The organism is Streptomyces sp. NP-1717, assembly GCF_022695985.1.
Lineage (GTDB): Bacteria > Actinomycetota > Actinomycetes > Streptomycetales > Streptomycetaceae > Streptomyces.
This window is the reverse complement of sequence record NZ_JAAPBF010000110.1, coordinates 1-22,790: the sequence shown is the minus strand read 5'-3', so window position 1 is coordinate 22,790 and position 22,790 is coordinate 1. Positions and strand designations below refer to the sequence as shown.

The 22,790-nt window shown below is 71.0% G+C and carries 25 protein-coding genes; 14 read left to right on the top strand and 11 right to left on the bottom strand.

Going from position 1 to position 22,790, the window contains the following annotated elements:
- Window positions 1–94 precede the first annotated feature (94 nt).
- The 4 genes from GXP76_RS21425 to GXP76_RS21410 all read left to right on the top strand — a co-directional run bounded on the left by GXP76_RS21425 (window position 95) and on the right by GXP76_RS21410 (window position 4,461).
- Entirely contained in the window at window positions 95–505 is a 411-nt protein-coding gene (locus GXP76_RS21425; RefSeq protein ID WP_242573191.1) for a hypothetical protein, read from the top strand.
- A 117-nt stretch (window positions 506–622) separates the two neighbouring features.
- Complete coding sequence (locus tag GXP76_RS21420) at window positions 623–2,950, top strand: amino acid permease (RefSeq protein ID WP_374361954.1); 2,328 nt, start codon at window positions 623–625, stop codon at window positions 2,948–2,950.
- 32 nt (window positions 2,951–2,982) lie between these two features.
- Window positions 2,983–3,762 (top strand): class I SAM-dependent methyltransferase, encoded by a 780-nt coding sequence (locus tag GXP76_RS21415; protein WP_242573190.1) that lies wholly within the window; start codon window positions 2,983–2,985, stop codon window positions 3,760–3,762.
- A 288-nt stretch (window positions 3,763–4,050) separates the two neighbouring features.
- Entirely contained in the window at window positions 4,051–4,461 is a 411-nt protein-coding gene (locus tag GXP76_RS21410) for an RNHCP domain-containing protein (RefSeq protein WP_242573189.1), read from the top strand.
- 441 nt (window positions 4,462–4,902) lie between these two features.
- On the opposite strand, the gene GXP76_RS21405 is transcribed toward GXP76_RS21410, so the two are convergent.
- From GXP76_RS21405 to GXP76_RS21395, 3 genes are all read right to left on the bottom strand, one after another.
- Window positions 4,903–5,721: an SAM-dependent methyltransferase gene (locus tag GXP76_RS21405; protein ID WP_242573188.1), complete on the bottom strand. Its 819-nt coding sequence runs from the start codon at window positions 5,719–5,721 to the stop codon at window positions 4,903–4,905.
- A gap of 83 nt (window positions 5,722–5,804) precedes the next feature.
- Window positions 5,805–6,056 carry a DUF397 domain-containing protein gene (locus GXP76_RS21400; RefSeq protein WP_242573187.1) on the bottom strand — a complete coding sequence of 84 codons (252 nt, stop codon included), beginning with the start codon at window positions 6,054–6,056 and terminating at the stop codon, window positions 5,805–5,807.
- The gene (locus GXP76_RS21395) at window positions 6,053–6,919 is read right to left on the bottom strand and encodes a helix-turn-helix transcriptional regulator (protein ID WP_242573186.1); all 867 of its coding nucleotides are present in this window, start codon (window positions 6,917–6,919) and stop codon (window positions 6,053–6,055) included. Before GXP76_RS21395 ends, GXP76_RS21400 begins: the two co-directional genes overlap by 4 nt.
- Before the next feature lie 395 nt (window positions 6,920–7,314).
- On the opposite strand from GXP76_RS21395, the gene GXP76_RS21390 reads away from it, so the two are divergent.
- From GXP76_RS21390 to GXP76_RS21380, 3 genes are all read left to right on the top strand, one after another.
- Window positions 7,315–7,692, top strand: coding sequence for an ATP-binding protein (locus GXP76_RS21390; protein WP_277993652.1), 378 nt, complete (start codon window positions 7,315–7,317; stop codon window positions 7,690–7,692).
- Window positions 7,693–7,773: 81 nt separating this feature from the next.
- A complete protein-coding gene (locus GXP76_RS21385) occupies window positions 7,774–8,154 on the top strand; it encodes a hypothetical protein (RefSeq protein WP_242573184.1) in 381 nt (126 codons plus the stop codon).
- Window positions 8,155–8,277: 123 nt separating this feature from the next.
- A complete protein-coding gene (locus GXP76_RS21380; RefSeq protein ID WP_242573183.1) occupies window positions 8,278–8,469 on the top strand; it encodes a DUF6381 family protein in 192 nt (63 codons plus the stop codon).
- Window positions 8,470–8,675: 206 nt separating this feature from the next.
- On the opposite strand, the gene GXP76_RS21375 is transcribed toward GXP76_RS21380, so the two are convergent.
- On the bottom strand, window positions 8,676–9,152 hold the full coding sequence (locus tag GXP76_RS21375; RefSeq protein ID WP_242573192.1) for a DUF2267 domain-containing protein: 477 nt from the start codon (window positions 9,150–9,152) through the stop codon (window positions 8,676–8,678).
- A 621-nt stretch (window positions 9,153–9,773) separates the two neighbouring features.
- Here GXP76_RS21375 and GXP76_RS21370 point away from each other — a divergent pair.
- On the top strand, window positions 9,774–10,580 hold the full coding sequence (locus GXP76_RS21370) for a DUF1963 domain-containing protein (RefSeq protein WP_242573182.1): 807 nt from the start codon (window positions 9,774–9,776) through the stop codon (window positions 10,578–10,580).
- A 30-nt stretch (window positions 10,581–10,610) separates the two neighbouring features.
- Here GXP76_RS21370 and GXP76_RS21365 read toward each other — a convergent pair whose 3' ends face one another.
- The 4 genes from GXP76_RS21365 to GXP76_RS21350 form a co-directional block, all read right to left on the bottom strand.
- Window positions 10,611–11,063, bottom strand: a complete 453-nt coding sequence (locus tag GXP76_RS21365) for a hypothetical protein (RefSeq protein ID WP_242573181.1) — start codon at window positions 11,061–11,063, stop codon at window positions 10,611–10,613.
- Window positions 11,064–11,134: 71 nt separating this feature from the next.
- Complete coding sequence (locus tag GXP76_RS21360) at window positions 11,135–11,800, bottom strand: SDR family oxidoreductase (protein WP_242573180.1); 666 nt, start codon at window positions 11,798–11,800, stop codon at window positions 11,135–11,137.
- A gap of 64 nt (window positions 11,801–11,864) precedes the next feature.
- Window positions 11,865–12,242: a DUF2255 family protein gene (locus tag GXP76_RS21355; RefSeq protein WP_242573179.1), complete on the bottom strand. Its 378-nt coding sequence runs from the start codon at window positions 12,240–12,242 to the stop codon at window positions 11,865–11,867.
- A gap of 272 nt (window positions 12,243–12,514) precedes the next feature.
- Window positions 12,515–12,970 carry a MarR family winged helix-turn-helix transcriptional regulator gene (locus GXP76_RS21350; protein ID WP_242573178.1) on the bottom strand — a complete coding sequence of 152 codons (456 nt, stop codon included), beginning with the start codon at window positions 12,968–12,970 and terminating at the stop codon, window positions 12,515–12,517.
- A 168-nt stretch (window positions 12,971–13,138) separates the two neighbouring features.
- Here GXP76_RS21350 and GXP76_RS21345 point away from each other — a divergent pair, with 168 nt between their 5' ends.
- Together GXP76_RS21345 and GXP76_RS21340 are read left to right on the top strand one after the other, a co-directional pair.
- Window positions 13,139–14,596 carry an MFS transporter gene (locus tag GXP76_RS21345; RefSeq protein ID WP_242573177.1) on the top strand — a complete coding sequence of 486 codons (1,458 nt, stop codon included), beginning with the start codon at window positions 13,139–13,141 and terminating at the stop codon, window positions 14,594–14,596.
- 190 nt (window positions 14,597–14,786) lie between these two features.
- Entirely contained in the window at window positions 14,787–15,020 is a 234-nt protein-coding gene (locus tag GXP76_RS21340; protein WP_242573176.1) for a hypothetical protein, read from the top strand.
- Between the two features lie 13 nt (window positions 15,021–15,033).
- On the opposite strand, the gene GXP76_RS21335 is transcribed toward GXP76_RS21340, so the two are convergent.
- From GXP76_RS21335 to GXP76_RS21325, 3 genes are all read right to left on the bottom strand, one after another.
- The gene (locus tag GXP76_RS21335) at window positions 15,034–16,104 is read right to left on the bottom strand and encodes a hypothetical protein (protein WP_242573175.1); all 1,071 of its coding nucleotides are present in this window, start codon (window positions 16,102–16,104) and stop codon (window positions 15,034–15,036) included.
- A 61-nt stretch (window positions 16,105–16,165) separates the two neighbouring features.
- On the bottom strand, window positions 16,166–16,771 hold the full coding sequence (locus tag GXP76_RS21330; RefSeq protein WP_242573174.1) for a DUF1275 family protein: 606 nt from the start codon (window positions 16,769–16,771) through the stop codon (window positions 16,166–16,168).
- A gap of 309 nt (window positions 16,772–17,080) precedes the next feature.
- Window positions 17,081–18,919, bottom strand: a complete 1,839-nt coding sequence (locus tag GXP76_RS21325; RefSeq protein WP_242573173.1) for a serine/threonine-protein kinase — start codon at window positions 18,917–18,919, stop codon at window positions 17,081–17,083.
- Between the two features lie 189 nt (window positions 18,920–19,108).
- Between GXP76_RS21325 and GXP76_RS36055 the strand changes: the two genes are divergently transcribed.
- The 4 genes from GXP76_RS36055 to GXP76_RS21310 form a co-directional block, all read left to right on the top strand.
- Window positions 19,109–19,183: a putative leader peptide gene (locus tag GXP76_RS36055; RefSeq protein ID WP_374361958.1), complete on the top strand. Its 75-nt coding sequence runs from the start codon at window positions 19,109–19,111 to the stop codon at window positions 19,181–19,183.
- Between the two features lie 320 nt (window positions 19,184–19,503).
- Entirely contained in the window at window positions 19,504–20,529 is a 1,026-nt protein-coding gene (locus GXP76_RS21320) for an aldo/keto reductase (protein ID WP_242573172.1), read from the top strand.
- 108 nt (window positions 20,530–20,637) lie between these two features.
- Window positions 20,638–21,753 carry an LLM class flavin-dependent oxidoreductase gene (locus GXP76_RS21315; protein ID WP_242573171.1) on the top strand — a complete coding sequence of 372 codons (1,116 nt, stop codon included), beginning with the start codon at window positions 20,638–20,640 and terminating at the stop codon, window positions 21,751–21,753.
- A 25-nt stretch (window positions 21,754–21,778) separates the two neighbouring features.
- The coding region (locus GXP76_RS21310) for a hypothetical protein (protein ID WP_242573170.1) at window positions 21,779–22,790 on the top strand (1,012 nt) is incomplete at its 3' end.

Sequence of the window (22,790 nt, the reverse complement as noted above, 5' to 3'; positions counted from 1 at the left end):
CGCCGCGCAGTACCGTGGAGAGCACGAGGGCCGCCGGACGCCCCCACGAGGGAGGACCGGGCCCCGGAACGTCGTAGGTGAAGAGGTGCTCCGTATGGACTCGGATCGTGCTGAGCGTCTGACGGCGGAGCTGCGCGCCCGCGGCGTCATGGCGCACATGGTGCACGCGGGTGTCTACGAGTTCGGTATCCGGGTCGTCCTCGACGACAGGATCGAGGCGCTCTGGGACATGGACGGGGCGGCGGGGCTCGACGCCGAGATCGTCAACGAGGGGGCCCTGATCGGGTTCGTCCCGCATGTGCCCGGGTCGGAGGAGTTCAGCGAGGAGCAGCTCGTGAACTGCATCGCCACCACCAACTACGCCCTGGACACCCTCCAGCGACCCGCGGACCGCACCGAGGGGGCGACGGCGCCCGTCCGCTCGCCGGACCAGCCCCCGCAGGCGGCCCCTCCGGCCCTGCGCCGTCAGCGCCGTGGCCACTGGATCAGGAGGGGCAAGCGCTGACGGCGGCGGAGCCGGAGGCGGGTGAGCGGGCGTCGGCAGGACCGGCGCCGCCCGCGCGACCGGAACCTCTCGGCGTCACTCCCACCCCCGGACGGGACATTCGGCCAGACTTGCCGCATGTCGGGCACTCGCGGTAAGAAGTCGAACACCAGGAGCACGCGGAGTGCGGCGGTACCGGGCAGCAAGCCCCTTCGCGAACTCGACGCCCAGCAACTGCGCGTGCTGCGCAGCGTGGGACGCGAATGGCGGCGGGTGTCGGCGGAGCCGGACGTATGGCGCCGCGCGCTGCCCGTCGATCCGGACCTGGGGAGCCTCCCCACACCGGCCCAGATCACGCCGGCCCGTTTCGGCCGGGTCGTCCCGGTGTCCCCCTTCGGCCCCACGGCCTCGGGCGCCGCGCCGCCCCCGCTCGTCCCCGTCGGCACACCGGACCAGGGGCCGCCCGCACCCGTCGCCGAACCCCGTCCCGTCGACCGGCCCCGGTCCGTCTACCGGCTGCGACGCCTCTTGCTCGGGCCCGCACTGGCGAGCACCGCCCTGGCCCGCGAGCGGATGCGCAAACTGGTCGCCCTGCCCGTCCTGTCCGCCGACGCGCTCTCCTCCGTCGCGTACGGGCCGGAGGCGTTGCTCGCGGTCCTGGTCCTCGCGGGCACCGCCGGACTCGGGTACTCGATCCCCATCGCGGCCACCATCGTGTTCCTGATGCTGGCCATCGGCATCTCGTACCGGCAGACCATCCGCGCCTATCCGCGCGGCGGCGGCTCCTACATCGTCGCCAGCGACAACCTGGGGCTCTTCCCGGGGCTCACGGCCGCCGCCGGACTGATGACGGACTACATCCTCACCGTCGCCGTGTCCATCTCCGCCGGTGTCGCCGCCATCACCTCGGCCGTACCGTCGCTCGCCTCCTCCACCGTACTGATCGGCGTCCTCGCCATCCTCGTCCTCCTCGCCTGCAACCTGCGCGGGATCCGGCAGGCCGGCGCGATCTTCGCCGCGCCGACGTACGCCTTCGTCATCGCGATGTTCGCGCTGATCGTCGCCGGCCTCGTCGACGCGGGCGGCCGGGACTTCCATCCCGTGGCCCACCCCGCAGTCAACGCCACGGAAGGGCTCGGCATCCTCCTCGTGATGCGGGCCTTCGCCTCCGGCGCCACCGCCATGACCGGCATCGAGGCGATCTCGAACGCGGTACCGGCGTTCAAGCCCGTCGAGTGGCGCAACGCCCGCACCACGCTGAGCTGGATGGTCGGCCTCCTCGTCGTTCTGTTCGCGGGCATCATCGCCCTCGTCCACTTCAGCGGGATCCTGCCGCGGTCCCAGGAGACGGTGCTGTCCCAGCTCGCCCATCTCAGCTTCGGCTCGGGCCCGATGTACGTCTACACGCAGGCGGCCACCGCGGCCGTACTGCTCCTCGCGGCCAACACCGCCTTCAACGACTTCCCGCGCGTGCTGTCCCTGCTGGCCCGCGACGACCACGCGCCGCGCCTCTTCGCGCGGATGGGCGACCGGCTCGCCTTCAGCAACGGCATCATCCTGCTGTCGGTCGCGGCGGGGCTGGTGTACGTGGCGTTCGACGGCCGCACCGCGGCGCTCATCCCGCTGTACGCGGTGGGCGTCTTCCTCGCCTTCACGCTGTCGCAGGCCGGAATGGTCGTCCACTGGTGGCGCCTGAGGGACCGTCACTGGCGCAAGAGCCTGCTGTTCAACGCCACCGGCAGTCTGCTCTCCGCGATCGTCCTCATCACGGCGGGCATCACCAAGTTCACCGAAGGCGCCTGGGTCGCGCTCGTGGCGGTCGGGCTGTTCCTCGTCGTCACGACCCGCATCCGGCGCCACTACGACACCGTCGCCGCGGCTCTGCGCCTCCAGCGGCACGCGATCGAACTCCCGCATCACACCATCACGCCGCGCGCCGTCGTCCCGCCCAAGGGCGTCGAGGGTGTCGACGGGGCGCCGGCCTCACGCGAGCCGCGGGACCCGCGGGCTTTCGACGAGTCGGAGCGGGCGCAGGGGGCGGAAGAGGCGGAGGAGGTGCCCGAGGAGATCCGGCATCTGTCCCTCGTACCGATCCAGACGCTGGACCGGGCCGGGATGCGCGCGCTCGCGTACGCCGCCTCGCTCCAGCAGCCGGTCCTCGTCATCCACGTCAGCACGGGCGTCGCGGAAGCCGAACGCTTCCGCGACCAGTGGCTGCTGTGGGGTGATCACCTGCCCCTCCAGGAACTCGTCTCCCCCTACCGCGCCGTCATCGCCCCCCTCGTCAACTACATCGAGGCCCTGCACCACCAGCGGCCCGACCTCACCCTCACCGTGATCCTTCCGGAGATCGTGGTCAGCCAGCGCCGCTACAGCGCGCTGCACAGCCGGACCGCTCCCCGGCTGCGCCGGGCGCTCCGCCCCCTGCGCAAGGTCGTCGTCACCACGGTGCCGTTCCATGTCTGACGGCGGCCTGATTCCCTTGATATGTTCCCGATATGAACAAAAGGGGAGTGGACGGCAGCGCGGGGGACGCGGACTACGGCGCCATCGGTGGTGGGTACGCCGAGCACCGGCGGCCCGACGAGCGGATCGCCGCACGGATCAACGAGGCGCTCGGGCTGTCGCGGACGGTCGTCAACGTCGGCGCCGGGGCCGGTTCGTACGAGGCGACCGACCTGGCGGTGACCGCGGTCGAGCCCTCGGCGGCCATGCGCGCGCAGCGGCCGGCGCGTCTTCCGGCCGCCGTCGACGCGGTGGCGGAGGACCTGCCGTTCGCGGACGACACCTTCGACGCGGCGATGGCCACGTTCAGCGTGCACCAGTGGAGCGACTGCGCGGCGGGGCTCCGCGAGATGCGACGCGTGGCGCGCGGGCCGGTGGTGGTGCTGACCTGCGACCCGGATCTGGTGCGGGAGTTCTGGCTGTACGAGTACGCCCCGGCGGTCCTGGACACCGAGGCCCGGCGCTACCCGTCGATCGAGACCATCGCCCGGACACTCGGCGGCCAGGTGTCGGTCCGGCCGGTGCCCATCCCGGCGGACTGCACGGACGGCTTCAACGAGGCGTACTTCGCGCGCCCCGAGCGGCTGCTCGATCCCCGGGCCCGGCAGGCGTGTTCGGCCTGGAGCTTCGTCGACGCCGAGCGGCGCGAGCGGTACGCCGAAGCGCTCCGGCGCGATCTCGAGTCGGGCGCCTGGGACAGGCGCCACGGCGCACTGCGCCAACAACCGTCTCTGCTCGGGTCGCTGGTCCTCATCCGCGCGATCCCTTCGTAGCGGTCGCCACCCCAGGGCCCCGTTCTTCGGGGGCCGGAAAATCGGTTGCCCCCATGCCGCGCCGCCGGTTTTCATGGCCGAGGACATGATGGAAGACCTACAAAGGCGGTGTGCACCGGATGGGTACGACCCGGTTGGAACCGATCTCGTGATCGAGGTTGGTTCATCTCGGCGCTGATCTGCGAACCGTCGCAGTCACATTCACACAGCGAGGCGAACTCCCTCGACGCGAGACGGACACGAGACCCCGTCGTCCTTCTCCGCGTCTCCCGAGGAGTCCCGCACAGCATGCCCCGCGACCACACGTCCCGCACCAAGAGATCCGGATCCCGCAACACCTCACGGCGGGCGCGCACGGAAGCGCGCGCCGAATCCTTCCGGTGTCTCCAGTGCGGACTCGACGTCCCCATGAGCGCGCCCGGTACCGATCACCGCAACCACTGTCCGAACTGCCTGTGGAGCCGTCATCTCGACGACACCCCCGGCGACCGGCAGGCGGACTGCGGTGCCCGGATGGAACCGCTCGCCATCTCCGTGCGCGGCGACGGCGAGTGGGTACTCGTACACCGCTGCACGCACTGCGGAGTGATCCACGCCAACCGCACGGCGGGCGACGACAACGCCCTGCCGCTGACCCGGCTGGCCGTACGCCCCCTGGCCCAACCGCCTTTCCCCTTCGAACGGTTGAGTGGGCTGTAGGGGGCGGGCGACCGCACACGCCGGACGGGCTGATCCCAGCCCGTCCGGCACGTGCGGAGATAATTCGGATGAGGCGACCGGCGGTTGTCGGTTACTGTCGTCCAAGTCCCGGCGGCAAGAGGCGGATTCGCCTCCGCACCGGCATCCGGGCCACAGAATTTCACATGCGGCATCTCCCGGTGCGTGGGCCGCGGCTACTTCTTAAGGTGAAATCACGCCGCACGCCGTCTTGATCTCGGGGGACATCGGCATCGGAGCGCCCGGTGCGCAGGCGACGGATACTTCTTTCTCCAAAAAAGGGGACCCGGGTTCGAATCCCGGCGGTCCGGCTCCGGCCGGACTGTGGTGCAGCGGCCCAGCATCCATGTCTCCGTCGCCGACTCCGATCTCGGGCGCCCCGATGCTGTTCCTCGTCCGCCCGCACGGCCGGCCGGGCTCCGGTCAGCGTTTGATGCCAACGCCTGCCAGCAGGCTGATCTGTGCGTCCGTGATCTCGTCCCCGGGCTTGACGGGCTCGTCCGGGCGCCAGCGGTGGCAGCAGCAGATGCCGGGGTCGACCAGATCGAGTCCGTCGAAGAAACGGCTGACTTCGCTGTGGGAACGGAACTGCACCGGAGAACCGGACTTCGTGTAGACATCCGCGACCTTGTTCCAGGTGACGGGGTCGAAGTCGGGCGTGCAGTGGTTCATCGCGAGCGCGCTGCCCGCCGGCAGCGGGTCGAGGAGCCGGCGGACGATGGCGTAAGGGTCGTGGGGGTCGGTGATGAAGTGCATGAGCGCGTTGAGGGACAGGGCGATCGGCTGGCCGAAGTCCAGCACCCCCGCGTCCTCCACGGCCTCCATCAGCGCGTCGGGGTCGGTGGCGCTGGCCTGGACGTAGGCCGTGCGTCCCTGCGTCGTGCTGCGCATGAGGCGTTCGGCGTACTTCAGGACGAGCGGGTCGTTGTCCGCGTACACGACGCGGGCGTCGCGCGCGACGGACTGGGCGATCTGGTGCAGGTTGGGCTCGGTCGGAATGCCCGTGCCGATGTCGAGCCACTGGCGGATGCCGTACTCCTGCGCCAGGACCCGGGTCGCCCGGTGCATGAACGCCCGGTTCTCACGCGCGGTCACATAGATGCCGGGGTGGGCCTGGGCGGCGACCAGGGCCGCTTCCTTGTCTATCTCGAAGTGGTCCTTGCCACCGAGGAAGTAGTCGTACATCCGGGCCGAGTGCGCCTTGCTCGTGTCGAGATCCTGGCCGGCCTGCCTGGCGGTCATGTTCTTCCCTTCATGCCTGTGTCTGTCGGCCCGCGGGCCAGGGGCGGGGGACGGTGCCGTCGTCCCTTCCGTTCACCACCGGATCATCCGGCGGTCAAGTGATCGGCCAGGCCCTCTTTGACCCCGCGGACGAACGCGGTGATCTCCTCCGGCGTGTAGATCAGCGCCGGGCCGGCCGGGTCGGCGGACTGCCGTACGGCCACACGGCCATCGGCGAGTTGTTTCGTCTCGACGCACTGACCGCCGTTCGGCCCGCTCCAGGGGCGCTCCCAGCCCTGTTCTCCGAGAATGTGCGCCGGCATGCCGTTGTAGACGCCCTCATCGATGATCGTCATGAGTACTCCTTGCGCATGCGGTTCAGGAGCGCCCTGCTGTCCTCGGACGACGTCAGCAGCGCCATACGGGAATGTGCCTCGAGATGGGAGACGACGTCCGCGCGCTGGTCCAGATAGACCGAGGCGCACAGGAGTTCGCTGTAGACGATGTCCGGCAATTCGGGTTCCTCGAACCGGAAATATGTGAACGGGGCGCACGCTCCGACGTGCGCGCCCGCGGTGAAGGGCACGATGTCGAGGCTGACGTGCGGCAACTGAGAGACGTCCAGGAGCCGTTCGAGCTGCTCTCGCATCACATGGGGGCCGCCCACCACCCGGTGCAGCACGGCTTCCTCCATGACCACCCACAACGTGGGGGCTTCCTCCTGGTCCAGCAGACTCTGGCGGCGCAGACGCAGCTCGACGCGGCGCGCGAGTTCCTCCTCGCTGCCGTTCGGCAACCCGCCGCGCAGCACGGCGTGCGCGTAGTCGGGGGTCTGCAGAAGACCGGTGACGTACTGGGGTTCGTACGTGCGTAAGGTCTTGGCGCCGGCCTCCAGGCTGACGTAGGCGGTGAACCAGCTGGGGACGGCATCGCGATAGGAGTGCCACCAGCCGGGTTTGTTGGCCTGCTCGGCCATGTCGACGAACTCGTCGATCTCCTGGCGGTCCGCGCCGAAGGTCTCCAGAAGCTTCTCCGCGTAGAGAGGCTTCAGCGCGACCTCGGCCTTCTCCAGCCGGCGGATCGTCAGGGTGGTCACGCGCAGAGCCTTCGCCGCGTCCTCCAGCGAGGCACCGACAGCGATCCGCTTCTCCTGCAGCCGACGGCCGAGGATCATGCGCAGGACTGTCGGTGCGCTGGTGCTGGAACGGGCTTCGCTCACGCCCAACCTCCTGAGGAACCGTCAACAGCGCCATTCTTACAGCCAATTGATGACGACGCCAGACTGATACCAGCGCTGCTGAAATTATCAGGGAGTCGGTTGCAGCGTGAGCTCTGTCACCCGCATAGTGGACGTGTGAGCGGTCACGTCACAGCAATCGCGCGCAGATCCGGTCCGGACGGGGCGGCGACATCGATGCCGTCGTCGGCCTCCGAGCGTCCGGGCTGCCTCGGCGAACACCGCTCGAGTTGCGTCCCGCACCCCCCACCTCCTCACCGCGCCCCGCCACCGGAAGGCGCTGGAAGGCGACAACCGTGACTCTGTCCACGCCCTCAGCCCCGGCCTCGACCCCTTCCTTAGCCGGGACCGTTTCGCGCCGCGAGTACTGGTTCGGCCTGCCCGCCCTGCCCGCGAGCGCCCGATCCGCCCGGGACACCGTGCGAGACCTGGTCCGTGCCTGGAACCTGCCCGGCGACACATGCTGCGACGCGGTGCTGCTGGTCTCCGAGCTGACGACGAACGCCGTGCTCCACACCGGCAGCGGTCATGTCCTGTGCGGTCTCACGCTGACCAGTGACGAGCGGCGCCTGCGCATAGAGCTCCATGACGAGGGCGACACCCCGGTCAGCCCGCCCGAGACCCCCGCCGGTCCCGAACAGGAGGGCGGACGAGGGCTGTTGCTCGTCCAGCAGCTCTCGTACAGCTGGGGCTCCGCGCGCTCGACGTGGGCCGGAGGCAAGGTCGTCTGGGCAGAGCTGGCGGCCCACCGGTGAGAGGCCGTGGGCGTGGTCAGAACGGGTTGGCCGCGCTCCCGACCAGTTGCCCCGTCCGACAGCAGCGATCAGAAGGCGCCCATGACTCCCCACGAGGAAGCCGCTTCTCCCGTCGTGCTGTACGTGTGCGCCGACCGGGCCCGGGACGTGCCCGGGGGAGCGACGCGGCGCGCGCAGACAGAAGGCCACGCCTACGCCCAGGAGCGTGGACTGGCGATCGCGGAGGTCGTCACCGACACGTACGGTGAGCCCGACCCGGCCCTGCGCAGCGGGTGGCGGAGGGTGAGACAGCTGGCACAGACGGGTCACGTCGCCGCGGTACTCGTCCGCTGGCCCAGCACCATCGCCCCGGAGCCCGCGCACGAACTGCGGCACCGCGAGATCGCCTGGCTCCAGGACCTGGGCGTGAGCGTCCGGTACACCTGGGCGCCCTTGTCGTCGAAGGGCTGCGAGATCCGGTGACCACGCTCAGCAGGGGGCCCGTACTCCGGCTCGTGGCCGGGCCCGGCGGCGCCGGGTGGCGTCGGGCTGCCGGGACTGGTTCGCTGGAAGGGACACTTCTCGGTGATGAGGCGAGGCTCGATCATGAACGAGAGAGGCGAATCGCGACGCCACGTCGAGCGGATGCGTGAGGCAGCCATCGCGGCGCGAGCGGAGGCCGAGCGGACCAGCGACCCCGAGGAGCGCGGGCGACTGGAGCGCAAGGCCCGGCAGCTGGAGTTCGACAGCGAGCAGGAGAGCATGATGGCGGCCGGGGACATCTATCCCGCCGAGTGACCGGGTGGGCCGTCACGGGGCGCGAGGCGGCGCGCGACGGACCGCCTCGCGCGGGTGCGCACGCGGGAGGCGCGACCGTCAGCGGCGCCGAACACGTCAAGCTGCCCGGCACGATCCCCGCACTGCCCGAGCCGCCGACACCGCTCAGCTCCCACAGCGCCGTGTGCGAGGCGCCCCACCACCTGTTCGCCGAGCTCGTTCCGCCGTCAGCGCCCCGACGTCGCCAGGTCCTTCGGCGCGCGGGGACCCATTCGGGAGGCGGCGGGCAGGGTGGTGCTCACGCGCTTCTGCCGCGCGGCCTGCGTGAGCTCGCCGCGACCGAACAGGAGGGCGTAGCCCGGCGGCAGTTGCGTGAGCACGCGGCTGAGGACATCGCTCCCGGCGAGGCGGCCGACGAGGGTGAGAACCGTGCTGGAGTCCCAGCGGGTGGTGGCGGTGGTGCCGCCGGTACGCGCGGCCAGTTCCTTCACGAACTCCTGGCCGCTGAGGGGCTCGGCCGGCGCCGCGGCGCTGAGCAGCCGAGCGGCTTCGGCGGGCAGCCGGGCGGCGAGGGAAGCGCGTTCGCCGCCGGCGAGCTGCGCTCCGAGGGCCGTGAGAACGCCGGTCACGGACTCTTCGGCCCTCTCACGGGTGGGGTAGGCGCCGTCATAGCGCACCGTCTCAAGCATCCGCTCGAACGTCATGATCTTCGATGGACCTGTTGTCGCCTGGGCGTGCATGGGCAGGTGCCCTCCTCGTCGTGGGTGGTGTTCTCGCCAACAAGGCAGACAGAGCCAACTGTTCCGCGCCGTTGCGGATGTCCTGTCGTCCTCCGGTCCTGACGGGCCGGGGCCCCGGCAATGGGCGAGGAGTCTGTCCCGGCGAATCCATCAGCGCCAATGCCGACACGTCGGGTGCCCCGGCTCGCGCGACCCATGCGTGAGAACGCCGGAAATCTGCCGGGCGGCGGACGGAAGCGGAATTCGAGCCACACCGACGCCCGCTTCAAGCTTCCCACGTCCCGAAGTCGGCCTCTTCGGCGGGCACTTGAGGGCCGGTGGCTCCGTGAGCCGCTTCTGCGGCAGGGACGGGCCCGCGCGGACCAGGGAAGAGCAACAGCGGCGCGCGTGCGGCGCGTTCGACCATATCGTCCGCGACGCCGTCGACCTGGCCGCGGTGGGCGTGCGCCGGCACACCGCGCGCCGCGTCATGCGGAACGACCGCGCTCAGCCGTTCGAACTACCGTCGCGCTCAAGGAGTTGTCGGTGGCACGTACTAACGTGCCCACAGCGTCCTGCCGATCTTTGTATGCCCGAGGAGCCACGATGCCGGGAGACCCACCCGAGCTGCCCGCCAAGGATCTGCTCACCCTGATTCCGGAGTACGCGGGCCTTGCCCGGCAGACCGCCCTCCTCAACCCGGAGCCCGGCGACCCCGGCGTGCGGGAGAGCTCGCTGGGAGGCAGGCCGCTGTGGCCCGCCGGTGAGCCGTGGCCGTACTGCGCGCAGGAAGACCACTGGACGTACGGGTCCGACCCGCGCAACACCACCGAGATCGTTCCGGGTGCGGTGCCCATGGTGCCGATCCTCCAACTGTTCGCCCGGGACGTGCCGGAGCTGGAGTTCCCGGAGGGGAAGGATCTTCTGCAACTGGTGTGGTGCGGGCTGATACATGAGCGGGATCCCAGGCTGGTGATGCCGCGGTTGTACTGGCGCAACGAGGCCGATGTCGTGGCCGGAGGGCTGCTGCCCGAGATCCCCGGGGTGAGCGAGGGGGAGTACGACGAGGACAACATGCCGGAACCGTCCACGTTGTCCCCGACCACCGCGGAGGACTTTCCGAGGTGGCTCGATCTGCCCAAGGACATGTGGGAGACCTGGGAACCTCGTTTCCGGTCGCGGACCGGCGGCCTCACGGTGCCACCCGACGCCAACGTCATCGCGACGAAGACCGGCGGCTGGCCCGCCTGGACGCAGCCCGCCGACTGGCCGAACTGCGCGAGCGGACACCGCATGGAGCACCTTCTGACGATCACCGGAGACATTCAGTTGGGCGACTGCGGCGGCGTCTACTTCTTCCACTGCCACCGGTGCCCCGGCCTCCCGTGGGACTGGCGCTTCGACTGCCACTGACCGCGACCGGAGGCTCGGGACGGCGGCCGGTCAGAAGCTCCAGCTGTAGAGCCCGCCACCCGTGCGCACCGCAGACGCCGCGAGCCGGGCGACTCCCCGCAGAACCGCCGGCAGATCGTCGTCGGTCATGTCGTCCCCGTCCTCGGAGCGGAGCCGCGTGGTCCAGCGGCCCGCGAGTTTTTCCAGTTCAGCGGGGCTCGCATCGGCCAGCGCCCGGGTCAGCCTCTTCGGGAATGCGAACACCTCAACGCCGTCGTTCAAGGGGGCGGTGACGTACTCCGGCCACGTCCACCCATGGAACTGCTCAACCCCCGGGGCGTCGGCCGAAGGGTCCTCGAAGTACATGTCCCACTCGGCCATGGCCGTGTCCGGCTCGATGAAATGGCAGGTCACAGAGTCAAAAGCCGCACCCGGTCCCCGAAGGCTTGTCGCGGCGGCGGTCTCGTCGTCGGGGGCGAGGAAGAAGACGATGTCGTGGGCCACCCGAGCAGGATGGCAGGCCGCCGGGCAGACGCGGGTGCCGCGCGGGTTCCCAGCCGGCTGAGCCGGGAAGGTCAGGCGTCCATGGGCTCGGCGTAGCGCCGGAAGTCCGTGCGGTCCTGGTGCATGTTCCAGAGCGTCTCGGCGAGGACGGACGGGTCCTTGCGGGGATCGCCCGCGGTGATCGCGCCCGGGATGATGAGCTGCGCCGCGTGGATGTGGTCGGCGGCGAGGGCGTCGTGCAGCATCCGCGCGTAGGCGCTCTCCGCCGCGAAGGCGATCGAGGTGCCGGCCCGGTCGGGGTGCGGCTGGACGGCGCTGCCGCCGTTGACGAACAGCAGCGTGCCACGGCCGAGGGAGCGCATCCCGGGAAGGACCTGGCCGACGGCCGTCATCGGTCCGACGACGGAGAACGCCAGCGGGCCCTCGATGTCGGCCGGGGAGGTCTCCAGGACCGGCTTCATATAGCTCTGGTGCGGGATGGGGCTGTACTGGAGCACCTCGACGGGGCCGAGGGCGGAGGCGGCGGACTCCAGGGCGGCGGAGAGAGAGGCCGGGTCGGTGACGTCGGCGGCGAAGCCGCGCGCGTTCACGCCCTCACCGCCGAGGTCGGCGGCGAGGGCGTCGACGTGGTCCTGGGTACGGGACAGCAGGGCGACGTCGAAGCCCTCGCGCCCGAAGCGCCGCGCCACGGCGCCGCCCAGGCCCGCGCCGGCTCCGACGATGGCGATGGTGGTCATAGGGGTTCCTTCTCGTGGGGGCCGGGGAGCGGGGGCGGCGTCGCGGTGCCGCGTTCCGGCGCTGTCACCGGGGGACGAGCCTGAGGGTCGCGGCGCGGGCGGTGTCGGCCACCAGCGGCCGGACATAGGTGTCGCTGTAGCGGCCGTACTTACCCTGGTAGGCCGCGTCCAGCCGGTCGTTGAGGGCCTGGTCGGTCTCCTCGACGAAGGTGACGTCCTTGTCCACGCCGCCGGAGCGGATATGCCCCGCGTGCTGGGCGGTGGCGGCACGGAACCAGCTGCCGCCACGGCCGTGGAACGCGCGCACATGCAGATCGTCGCCGTCGCGGACCACCCAGACGGTCGTCGGTTCGCCCGGCGTGTCGTCGCGGCCCAGAGGCGCCAGCTCAAGTTCGTCGGCGCGTTCGATCCGGCTCAGTTCGTCCTGCGTCCAGGTGGTCATGGCACGTTCTCCTTCGCGACGGTCTCGGTGCGCCGACGTACTCGACGCCACACTGGCAACCATGACCCGCCTCGCGCGCCCCAACGAGCCGGGGGAGTTCCGCGCGATCCGAGGAGTCGGCCGGAGCCCTCGGAGAGGACCGTGGTCCGGCCTCCGAACCCGTGCCCGCCGTCCCGGCGTCGATACTCCATCCGGATGACGGCGAGGGGTGCCTCGGGAGCCGCGAGGCACCCCGGCGGGCTCCGAAGCGCCTCCCGAAGCGCGAGGCGCCTTCAGAGGCGCGGCCACGGCCTTCCGCCGAGCCGTTCGATGTCGGTGTTGAAGCGCTTCAGATACGCGGCGAACGCGGCGATGTCCTCCTCGGGCCAGTCGGACATGACCCGGTCCAGCGACCGCACGATGCCCGCCCGCTCCTTGTCGAGTACGCGCGCGCCCTCGTCGGTGATGCGGAATTTACGGGCCATGCCACCGTCGGGGTCCGGGATGCGCTCCACGAGCCCCGCACGCATCGCCGCCGCCGTCTGCCGGTTCAGGGTGGAGGCGTCGAGCCCGAACGCGTCGCTGAGTTCGCCGATCGACATCGGCCCCTGGAGCCGGATACGGCTGAGCAGGATGTAGGCGCTGCGTTCCAGTACGGCGTCCCGGTTGCGACCGCCTCTCTGGTTCAGATACGTGTGGCGGCTGAGCAGCATCTGCTCGTACTCGACCTCGTGCGTGGCCCCGACCATGCCTGTGTCGCCTCCTGCCTCTCGCGCCGGGCCATTGTCGCACCACGTCCGAACGGCCCGGACATCGTCGTTCATCAGTATGCAGCATGCATGTAAAGTGCTCGATGCATGCGATATGTATGATGCACATGCTTGTTTCGAATCGGACAGCCCTAGGAGTCCCTCTTCATGGACGCCCCACAGCCCACGTCCCGCTCGGGCGGCGTGGTCGCCACGCTGGCACTCGCCGGCACGACGGCCGCGATCATGCAGACACTGGTCACCCCGCTTCTCGCCGATCTGCCCAGGATCCTCAACACCTCGGCGTCGAACGCCACTTGGGTGATCACGACGACGCTCCTGGTGGCAGCGGTCTGTGTGCCGGTCGTGGGCCGGCTGGGCGATCTGCTCGGCAAGCGCCGCATGCTCCTCGTCTGCTCGGTGCCGCTGATCGCGGGCTCCGTGGTGTGCGCCCTGTCGTCCTCCGTCCTCCCGATGATCGTCGGGCGCGGTCTGCAGGGCATGGGCATGGGCATGGTGCCGCTCGGCATCGCCCTGCTGCGTGACGTCGTTCCCACCGAGGAACTCAGCTCGTCCATCGCCCTGGTGAGCGCCTCCATGGGAATCGGCGGCGGACTCGGCCTGCCGATCGCCGCGGCGGTCGCCCAGTACGCGAACTGGCGCGTCCTGTTCTGGGGCTCCGCCGTGCTCGCCACGGTCATCGCCCTGCTGATCTGGTTCCTGATCCCGGCCGTGCCGGCCGGCGCGAAGGGGCAGCGGTTCGACGCGATCGGCGCGTTCACCCTCGGCGCCGGTCTGGTCAGTCTGCTGCTCGCGATCTCCAAGGGCGGCGACTGGGGCTGGAGTTCGGGCACCACGCTCGGTCTGTTCGTCGCCGCCGTCGTGCTCCTGGCCGGCTGGGGCGCCTGGGAACTCCGTACGACCGACCCGCTGGTCGACCTGCGCACCACGGCCCGCCCGCGGGTCCTGCTCACCAACATCGCCTCGATCTTCGTCGGCTTCGCGATGTACGCGAGCATGCTGGTGATGCCGCAACTGCTCCAGTTTCCCGAGGCCACCGGCTACGGCCTGGGCCAGTCGATACTCGCGTCCGGTCTGTGGATGGCGCCCGGCGGCGTGAGCATGATGATCGTCTCCCCGCTCGGCGGCAAGCTGACCAACGCCTACGGCCCGAAACTCACGCTCCTCGGCGGGGTCCTTGTCATCGCCGCGGGCTATGGGCTCTCTCTCGCCCTGATGGGGTCCGCCTGGGGGATCATGCTGGCCATCATGGTCATCAACAGCGGTGTGGGCCTTGCCTACGGCTCGATGCCCGCGCTCATCATGAGTTCCGTACCGCTCTCCGAGACCGCCGCCGCGAACAGCTTCAACGCCCTCATGCGCTCGCTCGGCACATCCGTCGGCGCGGCGGTGATCGGCGTGGTCCTCTCGCAGATGACGACCGACATCGGCGGTTTCAGCATCACGTCCGAGAGCGGATTCCGCACCGGCCTGGTCATCGGCTGCGCCGTCGCGCTGATCTCCGCCGCGATCGCGGCCGTCATCCCGGCGGTGCGGAACATCGCGGGTGCCACGGACGGGCCCCACCTCGTCGCCGAGTCGGAGAAGCCCACGGTCAAGGCGTGAACACCCCGGCACGCGCGCCGAGTTGGGTCCATGGGCCCGGATTCCGGGGTCCATGTCGGGAGTGGGCCGGTGTTGTGCTTTTCTTGTGTGTCCAGCGAGTCCGGCCGGGATCCCGGCCGGACTCGTGAGTGGCACCAAGAACCGCTACGGGCCGGCCTGTCGCCGGCCGGCGACACCAAAGGGGATTGTCATGTCGAACGTCACGGTGAAGGCCGCCACCCACGCCAGGCTCCACCTCGGCACCTGGGTGAACACGGCCGTCACGGCGATGGGGCGTCGCGGTGACAAGGGTCAGGGCGCGGTCGAGTACGTCGGTGTCATCGTGCTGGTGGCGCTGATCATCGCCGCAATCGTGGGCTCGGACGTCGACGCCGCGATCGCCGACGGTCTCACCAACACGGTCGGCGAGATCCTCGGCGGGTGACGGGACCGCACACCTACTGGATGCTCAGACCGTGCGGATGACCGGGGTCGCCGGGGCAGGCGAAGATGTTCAGCTCGCCCCAGCGGCCCACCGTGACCCCGGTGGGCGTGGCGAACCGGTGCGGGGGCAGCCCGCGTTCCTCCAGCGGCTGCCAGCTCCCGCTGCCGCCGTCCCACTCCGAACTGTCGATGGTCAGCAGCAGTTCCATCGGTGACGCGCAGGCCGCGCACTTCATGACGTGGGCGTCGGTCAGATGCCAGGACGCGAAACCGCCGGCCCGCCAGCCGGGCGGGATGGAGAGGTCGTACTGGTACATCGGCGGCCCCGCCGCCTCCCCGTCAGCCGCCTCCCCGTCCGCCGCCTCCCCGGAACCGTCCCCGGCCTCGGTCTCGGCCTCTTCCTCAAGCGCGTCTTCGCGGGCGTAGATCCGCTCGCGCAGTTCCTCGGGCAGCAGACCCGCGAACGGATAGGTGACCACCTGTTCGGGATGGAGGACACAGGGCTCCGCCACGTACCCCTCGTAGCCGACGACCCGAGGCAGCGGCGGTGGGAGCAGTACCTCGCCGACCTCCCACGACCGGCGCCAGCGAAGATCCAGCGACATGCCGTACCCGCCTTTGCCGTGCGCGTCGAAGGGGCACCAGAACACCTGAAGCAAGTCGCTGTCGCCGGGCCCGGCAAGCAGGTCGGGTATGTCCCGGCGGTACAGCTGGGCGACACCGATCATCGGAAGCGGATCCGTCTCGGGGATCCCCGGCACCCGGTGCTCGCGCCCCAGTTCGTCCAGGAGCAGGCGTTCCTCGTCCGTGGGCCCCGCGACCGGCGTGCGTGACCACGCCTCGGCCAGTACCCGCCGCTCCCGGTGAATGTCCGACGGGCGCCGGCCCCGCCCGCGCTTGTGCGCCTCGGTGCACACCGGCCACGCCTCGTCCACGGGCCACAGAAGCGGCCCGCCCACGGAACTGTCCGCGGCGGTGGGCGTGCCAGGCCGCGGATGCAGCCGGGTGGTCGTACCCCGGTGGCCGGCCAACTCGGGGAAGAGCGCCTCGACATCGAGCGGCCGGGGCGGTGTGGTCCTGGTCATGGACGCGACCCTAGACGGCCGGTTGACGACGAAGGAGCCCGGGGAAGGGGAGGGGCGGAGGTCACGCACGCCAGTGCCACCAGCGCCCAGAGCAGCGGGACGGCCATCGCCCACGGCGCCGACGCCGCGTACACCAGCGCGGCCGTCGCCGCGCCCGCGGCGAGGGCGACGAGCCGGGCCAGGGAGCCCAGGTCCGCGAGGCCGACGCTCCCGGGGCCCGTGGCGCGGGCGCGGCGGACTGCACCCCCATGGCGACCGCGACCGCGACGAGCACCACGTCGAGCCACGGCTGCGCGGGCGCCCCGTCGGCCGCGGCCCAGCCGGCGGCGACGGCGGCCAGGAGGGCGACCTCGGCGGCCAGCCAGCCCACGACCGCGCGGGGCCAACGGGTCTCCGGCTCCCCCTGCCGCCGCCGGGTGAACGGTGCCACGACCGCGACCCCCGCCACGTAACCCGCCAGCGCCAGCAGCGGCGCGGCCGACCCGCCCTCGCCACCGGTACCCGTGAACGACAGGCCCAGCAGTACGAGGTTGCCCGTCATCACCCCGGCGAAGACCCGGCCCAGCGCGATGAACGCCAGCACGTCCACCGCGCCCGAGGCACCGGCGAACAGAATCAGCGCGGCCCACTGGGCACGCCCCGGACGCACCGGTTCGTTCGGCGACAACGCCGTCACCCCCTCCGCGCCCGCTGTGGCCGCTGTCTGAGGAGGTCACCAATACGGCGCCGGGGCCCGCCCCGCACCACGCCGAGCCGATACCGCCGAACCGCTCACCCGCCCGGCGGCGCCGGACACCCCCTAGGGCGTGTTTCGAAAGTCCCGCCTGGCTCGCGACGCCTGGCACGCACGCTCGCTGCGTTGTCGGAGTCGTCCAAGTACGTCCAGTACGAGAACGATCCTCCGCCTTGCGATCGCACGCACCAGACGCCGCGAGCCCCGCCCTGCGGGCGGACGGCGCTACTTTCGAAACACGCCCTAGCCGTCCTTGGGCTCCTCGGCGTTGCGCCAGATCGTGAGGTCGATGGTGATGTACGTACTCGCGTCGTCCGCGCCCGACTTGCCGCGGTAGGTCACCACCGCGACATGGCCCGCGTCGCTGAGCAGGCACATCTGCGACCCGTTGCTGACCTGGTCGAGGCCGATCTTCTCGGTGTAGCGCGTCTCCGTGCGGCAGGTCTCCAGGGAGCCCTTCTGCGAGTTGTTCAGCAGGACGAGCTTCCCGTTGGCGGTGCCGATCGAGGATTCGCCCAGGGACTCGTAGTTGACGTAATAGAGATCCGCGTCGCCGTAGGCCACGTCGTCACCCTCGACCGGGCGGGGCGGACTGTCCGCGAGCATGATCTCGTAGCGGCTCGTCATGTCGATGCCCTTGTACGACACCGGCTTCGGGTCCGCCCGCTTCTCCCCGCCCGAGGTCCCGCCGTCGCCCGAACCACTGCCGCCCTGGGAGCCCTGGGAGCCGGACTTGTTGTCCTTGTCCCCGTCCGGCACCAGGGAGCCGATGACTCCAAGGATCACCAGCGTGCCCACGATCGCCCCGGCGACGATCAGCCCCGTGCGCTTCGGCTTGGGCTGCGCGGGAGGTACGTACGGAGCGTGGATGACCGGCGGCGGCGTGTGGTAACCGGGCGCCGGCGTGTGGTGGCCCTGCATGGGGCGTGTCGGGTATCCGGGCGGCGGGGTCTGGTAACCCTGCGTCGGGTACGACTGGTGGCCGGGCAGCTGCGGCGGCGGGCCGGGAACTCCCGGTCCGCCCTGCGCCGGGGCGGCGGGCGTCGCGAACCCCGTCGGCGCGTACGGGTTCACCGTCCCCGGTGCCGGAGGCTGACCGGGCGCCGGGTTGTGCGGCGAGAACTGGGTCGGCGTCGGAGTCACGGCGGGCTGCGGCGGCGGGGTCTTCGCCGGTTCGGGCAGCCGCAGCCGCTCGGTGATCGATCCGGCGACCGCCTGCGGCAGCCAGTCCTCGCCCTGGCGCAGCGCGTCGGGTGACAGCTCGTGGCACAGCTCGATGATCTCCGTCAGGCTCGGCCGCTGCTCCGGGTCGCGCGTCAGACAGCGCGTCACCAGAGGCAGCAACTCCGGCGGCACCCGGCTGAGATCGGGGTCCTCGTGCACGATCCGGTAGAGCACCGCGTGCGAGGACCCTTCGCCGTACGCGGGCGCACCGATCGCCGCGAAGGCCGCGATCTGCCCGAGGGCGAAGATGTCGGTGGCGGGGCTGACCGTACCGGCCGCCGCCTGCTCGGGTGCCATGAACGTCGGGGTGCCCACGCTGACACCGGTACCGGTCAGCGCGGTGGTGTCGGCCGCCCGGGCGATACCGAAGTCGATCACGCGAGGGCCGTCGGAGGCGAGGAGCACGTTGGCGGGCTTCAGATCGCGGTGGACGATGCCCGCGCCGTGGATCACGTGCAGTGCCTCGGCGACACCGACGGTCAGCAACAGCACGCTGCGCAGCGGGAGTCCACCGTGCTGGGCGACGGCGTGCGAGAGAGAGGGGCCCGGCACATAGGCGGTGGCGAGCCAGGGCTGCGCGCCGTCGGTGTCGGAGTCGATGACCGGCGCGGTGTACAGGCCCTGCACCCGCTGCGCTGAGTGCACCTCCTGCTTGAACCGCCGCCGGAACTCGGGGTCCTCGCTGAACTCGGGCCGGATCACCTTGAGCGCGATGGGCCGGCCGCCCGGTGTGTAGGACAGGTACACCTTGCCCATGCCACCCGTGCCGAGCACGGCGGCCAGGCGATAACCGCCGACGACGGCCGGGTCGCCCTCCCCGAGCGGTTTGAAAAGGTTGGCGGAAGGTGTGTTGGTCATGGTGAGTCATCCCCTGTTTACGGCAGTTCGGTCCCTGCCGAAGCCCCGAAGTCTTGGGGGAGCGTACCTACTTCCCCACGCGTCCTCATCCACGAGGCGCAACAACCCTGCAACAAACCCCAGGCCAGGGCAGGCGGGCTCCGGCCTTCGCGCATTGCCAGGAGCCTGCGGGTCGCCTACCTTTGCAGCGTGCATCTGGATGTAAGGCTGGTTACGCGCATTCACGTCGACCTTCTGCGGTCGGCCAGCGCGCTGTGTCTCTGAGGGCTGTCCCGTAATCCCCGGCCCCCTCCGTCTTGCACCGCACCGCATCTGACGCCGCGCGCTGATCCACCAGGGATTACGAAACAGCCCTTGGACCCGCCCGAAGCGTAGACGCGCGCTCTCCGCGCTCGCGCCGATGCCGGTTCCCCTTTCCCCTTTCCCCTTTTCGTTTTCCCTTTCCCCCTCTCACCGGGCTCCGCCGTGGGCTGAACGCCCCGAGCCGCACGCGGTGGGCGGACGCCTGCCGTCCGCCTTGTGCCGCGCGCCGCCGGCCGGCGCGGCGACCCCGGACTCACCACTCCAGAAAGGCACCGTCTTCCATGGGCTACCGAGCCGCCGACGACCGCTACGAGAAACTGCCCTACCGCCGCGCCGGGAACAGCGGTCTCGACCTCCCCGCGCTCTCCCTCGGGCTGTGGCAGAAGTTCGGCGACGACCACCCGTTCGACACCCAACGGGACATCGTGCTGCGCGCGTTCGATCTGGGCATCACCCATTTCGACATCGCCAACCGGTACGGTCCGCCGTTCCGCGCCGCGGAGAAGTTCTTCGGACGGGTCCTCAGGAGCGACCTCGCGCCGTACCGCGACGAGATCCTGATCTCGACCAAGGCCGGCAACCCCGTCGGCCACAGCCCCTACCTCCGGGGCGGCTCGCGCAAGTCGCTCCTCGCGTCGCTCGACCACAGTCTGCGCGACCTCGGCGTCGACTACGTGGACGTGTTCTACTCGCACCGGCCGGACCCCACGACTCCGCTGGAGGAGACCGTGGGCGCCCTGGTCAGCGCCGTCGAGCAGGGCAAGGCGCTCTACGTGGGCATCTCGAACCACTCCCGCGACCAGGCCCACCGGGCGGCCGAGTTGCTGCGCCGCGCGAACGTCCCCCTGCTGGCGCACCAGCCGCGCTACTCCCTCTTCGACCGGCGGCCCGAGACCGAGGGCCTGCTGGACGTGGCCGCCGAGGACGGCACCGGCCTGATCGTGTACTCACCGCTGGCCCAGGGACTGCTCACCGACAAGTACCTCGACGGCACCGTGCCCGCGGACGCCCGCGCCGCGAACAGCGCCTTCCTCTCGCCCGACGACATCAGCGAGGTCTACCGCGAACGGGCCACCGCGCTGAACGGCATCGCCAGGAAGCGCGGCCAGTCGCTGGCCCAACTGGCGTTGCAGTGGGTGCTCCGCCGGCCGGAGGTCACCAGCGCGCTCATCGGGGCGAGTTCGGCCCGGCAGCTCGACCACAACGTCCGGGCGACCGGGTTCCCGCCGCTGACGGACGAGGAGCTGGCGCTGATCGACGAGTACGGCGTCCACGGGACCGGCCTCCGTCCCCCGCGCCGTGCCTGACGCCGCGCCCACGGAGCCCGCGGTCGCGCACGCGGCGGCAGGCGGACCAGTCGTAGACCACCTCACGGGACAGGGGCACCCTGCCCGGCAGCGAATCGGAGTCCTCACATGAGCCAGGAATTCCTCTGGTACATCCCCAACACGGTCGAGCCCGGCCATCGCGGTGACAACACGGCCGAGGGCTGGGGCACGCTCGGCTTCTCCACCGAAATCGCCCTGGCCGCCGAGGCGCACGGATGGGGCGGCGCGCTCATCGGTACGGGATGGGGCCGGCCGGACACCTTCACCGTCGCCACGGCGCTGGCCGCCCGCACCACCACGTTCCAGCCGCTGGTGGCGATACGGCCCGGCTACTGGCAGCCCGCGCACTTCGCCAGTGCCGCGGCCACGCTCGACCGGCTCAGCGGCGGACGCCTGCTGGTCAACATCGTCAGCGGCCTCGACAACGCGGGGGCGTACGGCGACGGCGAGAGCGACCCGGCCCGCCGCTACGACCGCACACGGGAGTTCCTCCAGCTCGTGCGGACGCTGTGGACCGAGGAGAACGTCACCTTCCGGGGCGAGTTCTTCGGCGTCGAGGGCTCGACGGTGAGCCCGCGACCGTACGGCGCCGAGCACGGCAGGACCCCGAGGCTCTACTTCGGCGGCGCCTCCGCCGCGGCCGAGTCGGTCTCGGCCACCGAGGCCGACGTCCAGCTCTTCTGGGGAGAGCCGCTCGACGGTGTGGCCGAGCGGATCGACCGCCTGAAGAGGCTGAGCGAGTCCCTGGGCCGTACGCACGCGCCCCTGGAGTTCGGTCTGCGCATCACGACCCTGGTCCGTGACACGACCGAGGAGGCCTGGCACGACGCCGAGGCGAAGGTGGCCGAACTGGCGGGCGCCCGGCCCGACTCGACGTTCACCCATCAACGCCGCCTGGCCGTCGGCCAGCAGCGGCTCCACGACCTCGCCGAGCGCGGCGAGGTGCTGGACTCCTGCCTCTACACGGCCCCCGGGCGGGTCGGCGGCGGAGGCGCGGGGACCACCTGGCTGGTCGGCTCCCCGGACGACGTCGCCGCCGCGCTGCGCGCGTACGGCGAACTCGGCATCACCCACTTCGTCCTCTCCGACACCCCGTACAGGCCGGAGGTCGCCCGTATCGGAGACCAACTGCTCAGCCGGCTGCGGGAATCGGACCCCGCCGTAACGGCCGGCGTCGGCGACACTGTGAGTACGCCGGGGTAGGGGCCGGCCCGTCGGTGGGGGTTCGATGGACGATGCCGTGGTGGTGCGCGAGGTGTGGACCGGCGAGGTCCGGTCACTCGTCTGGGACGGGGACGATCTCCTGGACCCGGTGGGCGGCTGGCGCCGCTGGTCGCCCGACGGGAAGGAACACCCGCGCCGGCGGCGAGGATACGGCAGGGCGTACGACCGCGCCGTCACCTCGCCGTCCGGCCGGTGGACCGTGGTGTACGCGGAGCGGGGCACCCGGGGAGTGCTGCTCGACGGGCGGCGGGTGGTCCGGGAGATCCGCCGGGACGAGCACCGGGCCGGGCAGTTCGACTACCCGGTCTGCCTCGGGATGCTGGCGGACGGCCGGGAAGTGCTCGTGCACTGTCCCGAGCGCTACGCCCGGCTGGAGGTCGAGGACGTCGCCACGGGTGAACGCCTGACCACGGGGGAGCGGGACCCGGTCGGGGTGTTCCACTCACGGCCGGCGGTCAGCCCGGGCGGGCGGTGGCTCGTATCGGCGGGCTGGGTATGGACACCGGCGGGTGTCGCGGCGGTGTACGACCTGCCCCAGGCGCTGAGGGACGCCACGGTGCTGGACGGACGCGGGCTCCTGACCCACTGGCCGATGATCGACGCCGAGGCCGACTCCGTCTGCTGGCTCGACGGCGACCGGCTGGCGGTGGCGACCGGCGCGCACGGCGGCGAGCCGGAGGAGGACGGCGAAGTCGACGAGGACATGGAACTGGGGCAGCACCAGCTCGGAGTGTGGTCGTTCGCCACCGGGAAATGGCTGTACCGCCACGATCTTCCCGGGCCGATCGGCACCGTTGTGGCGTGCGGCGAGAAGGTCCTCGCGCTGTACGGCCACCCGCGCCTGTTCGACGTCCGCACCGGTGAACTCCTCGCGCAGTGGCCGGAGCTGGTGACGTCACGGCGGGAGGGCTCGTACGCCCTGGCCCATGAGCCGACGCCCGTCGCCGCCGTCCACCCGGACGGCACCCGGGTGGCGCTCGCCGTCGCGCGGGGCATCGCCGTCATCCGCGTCACCT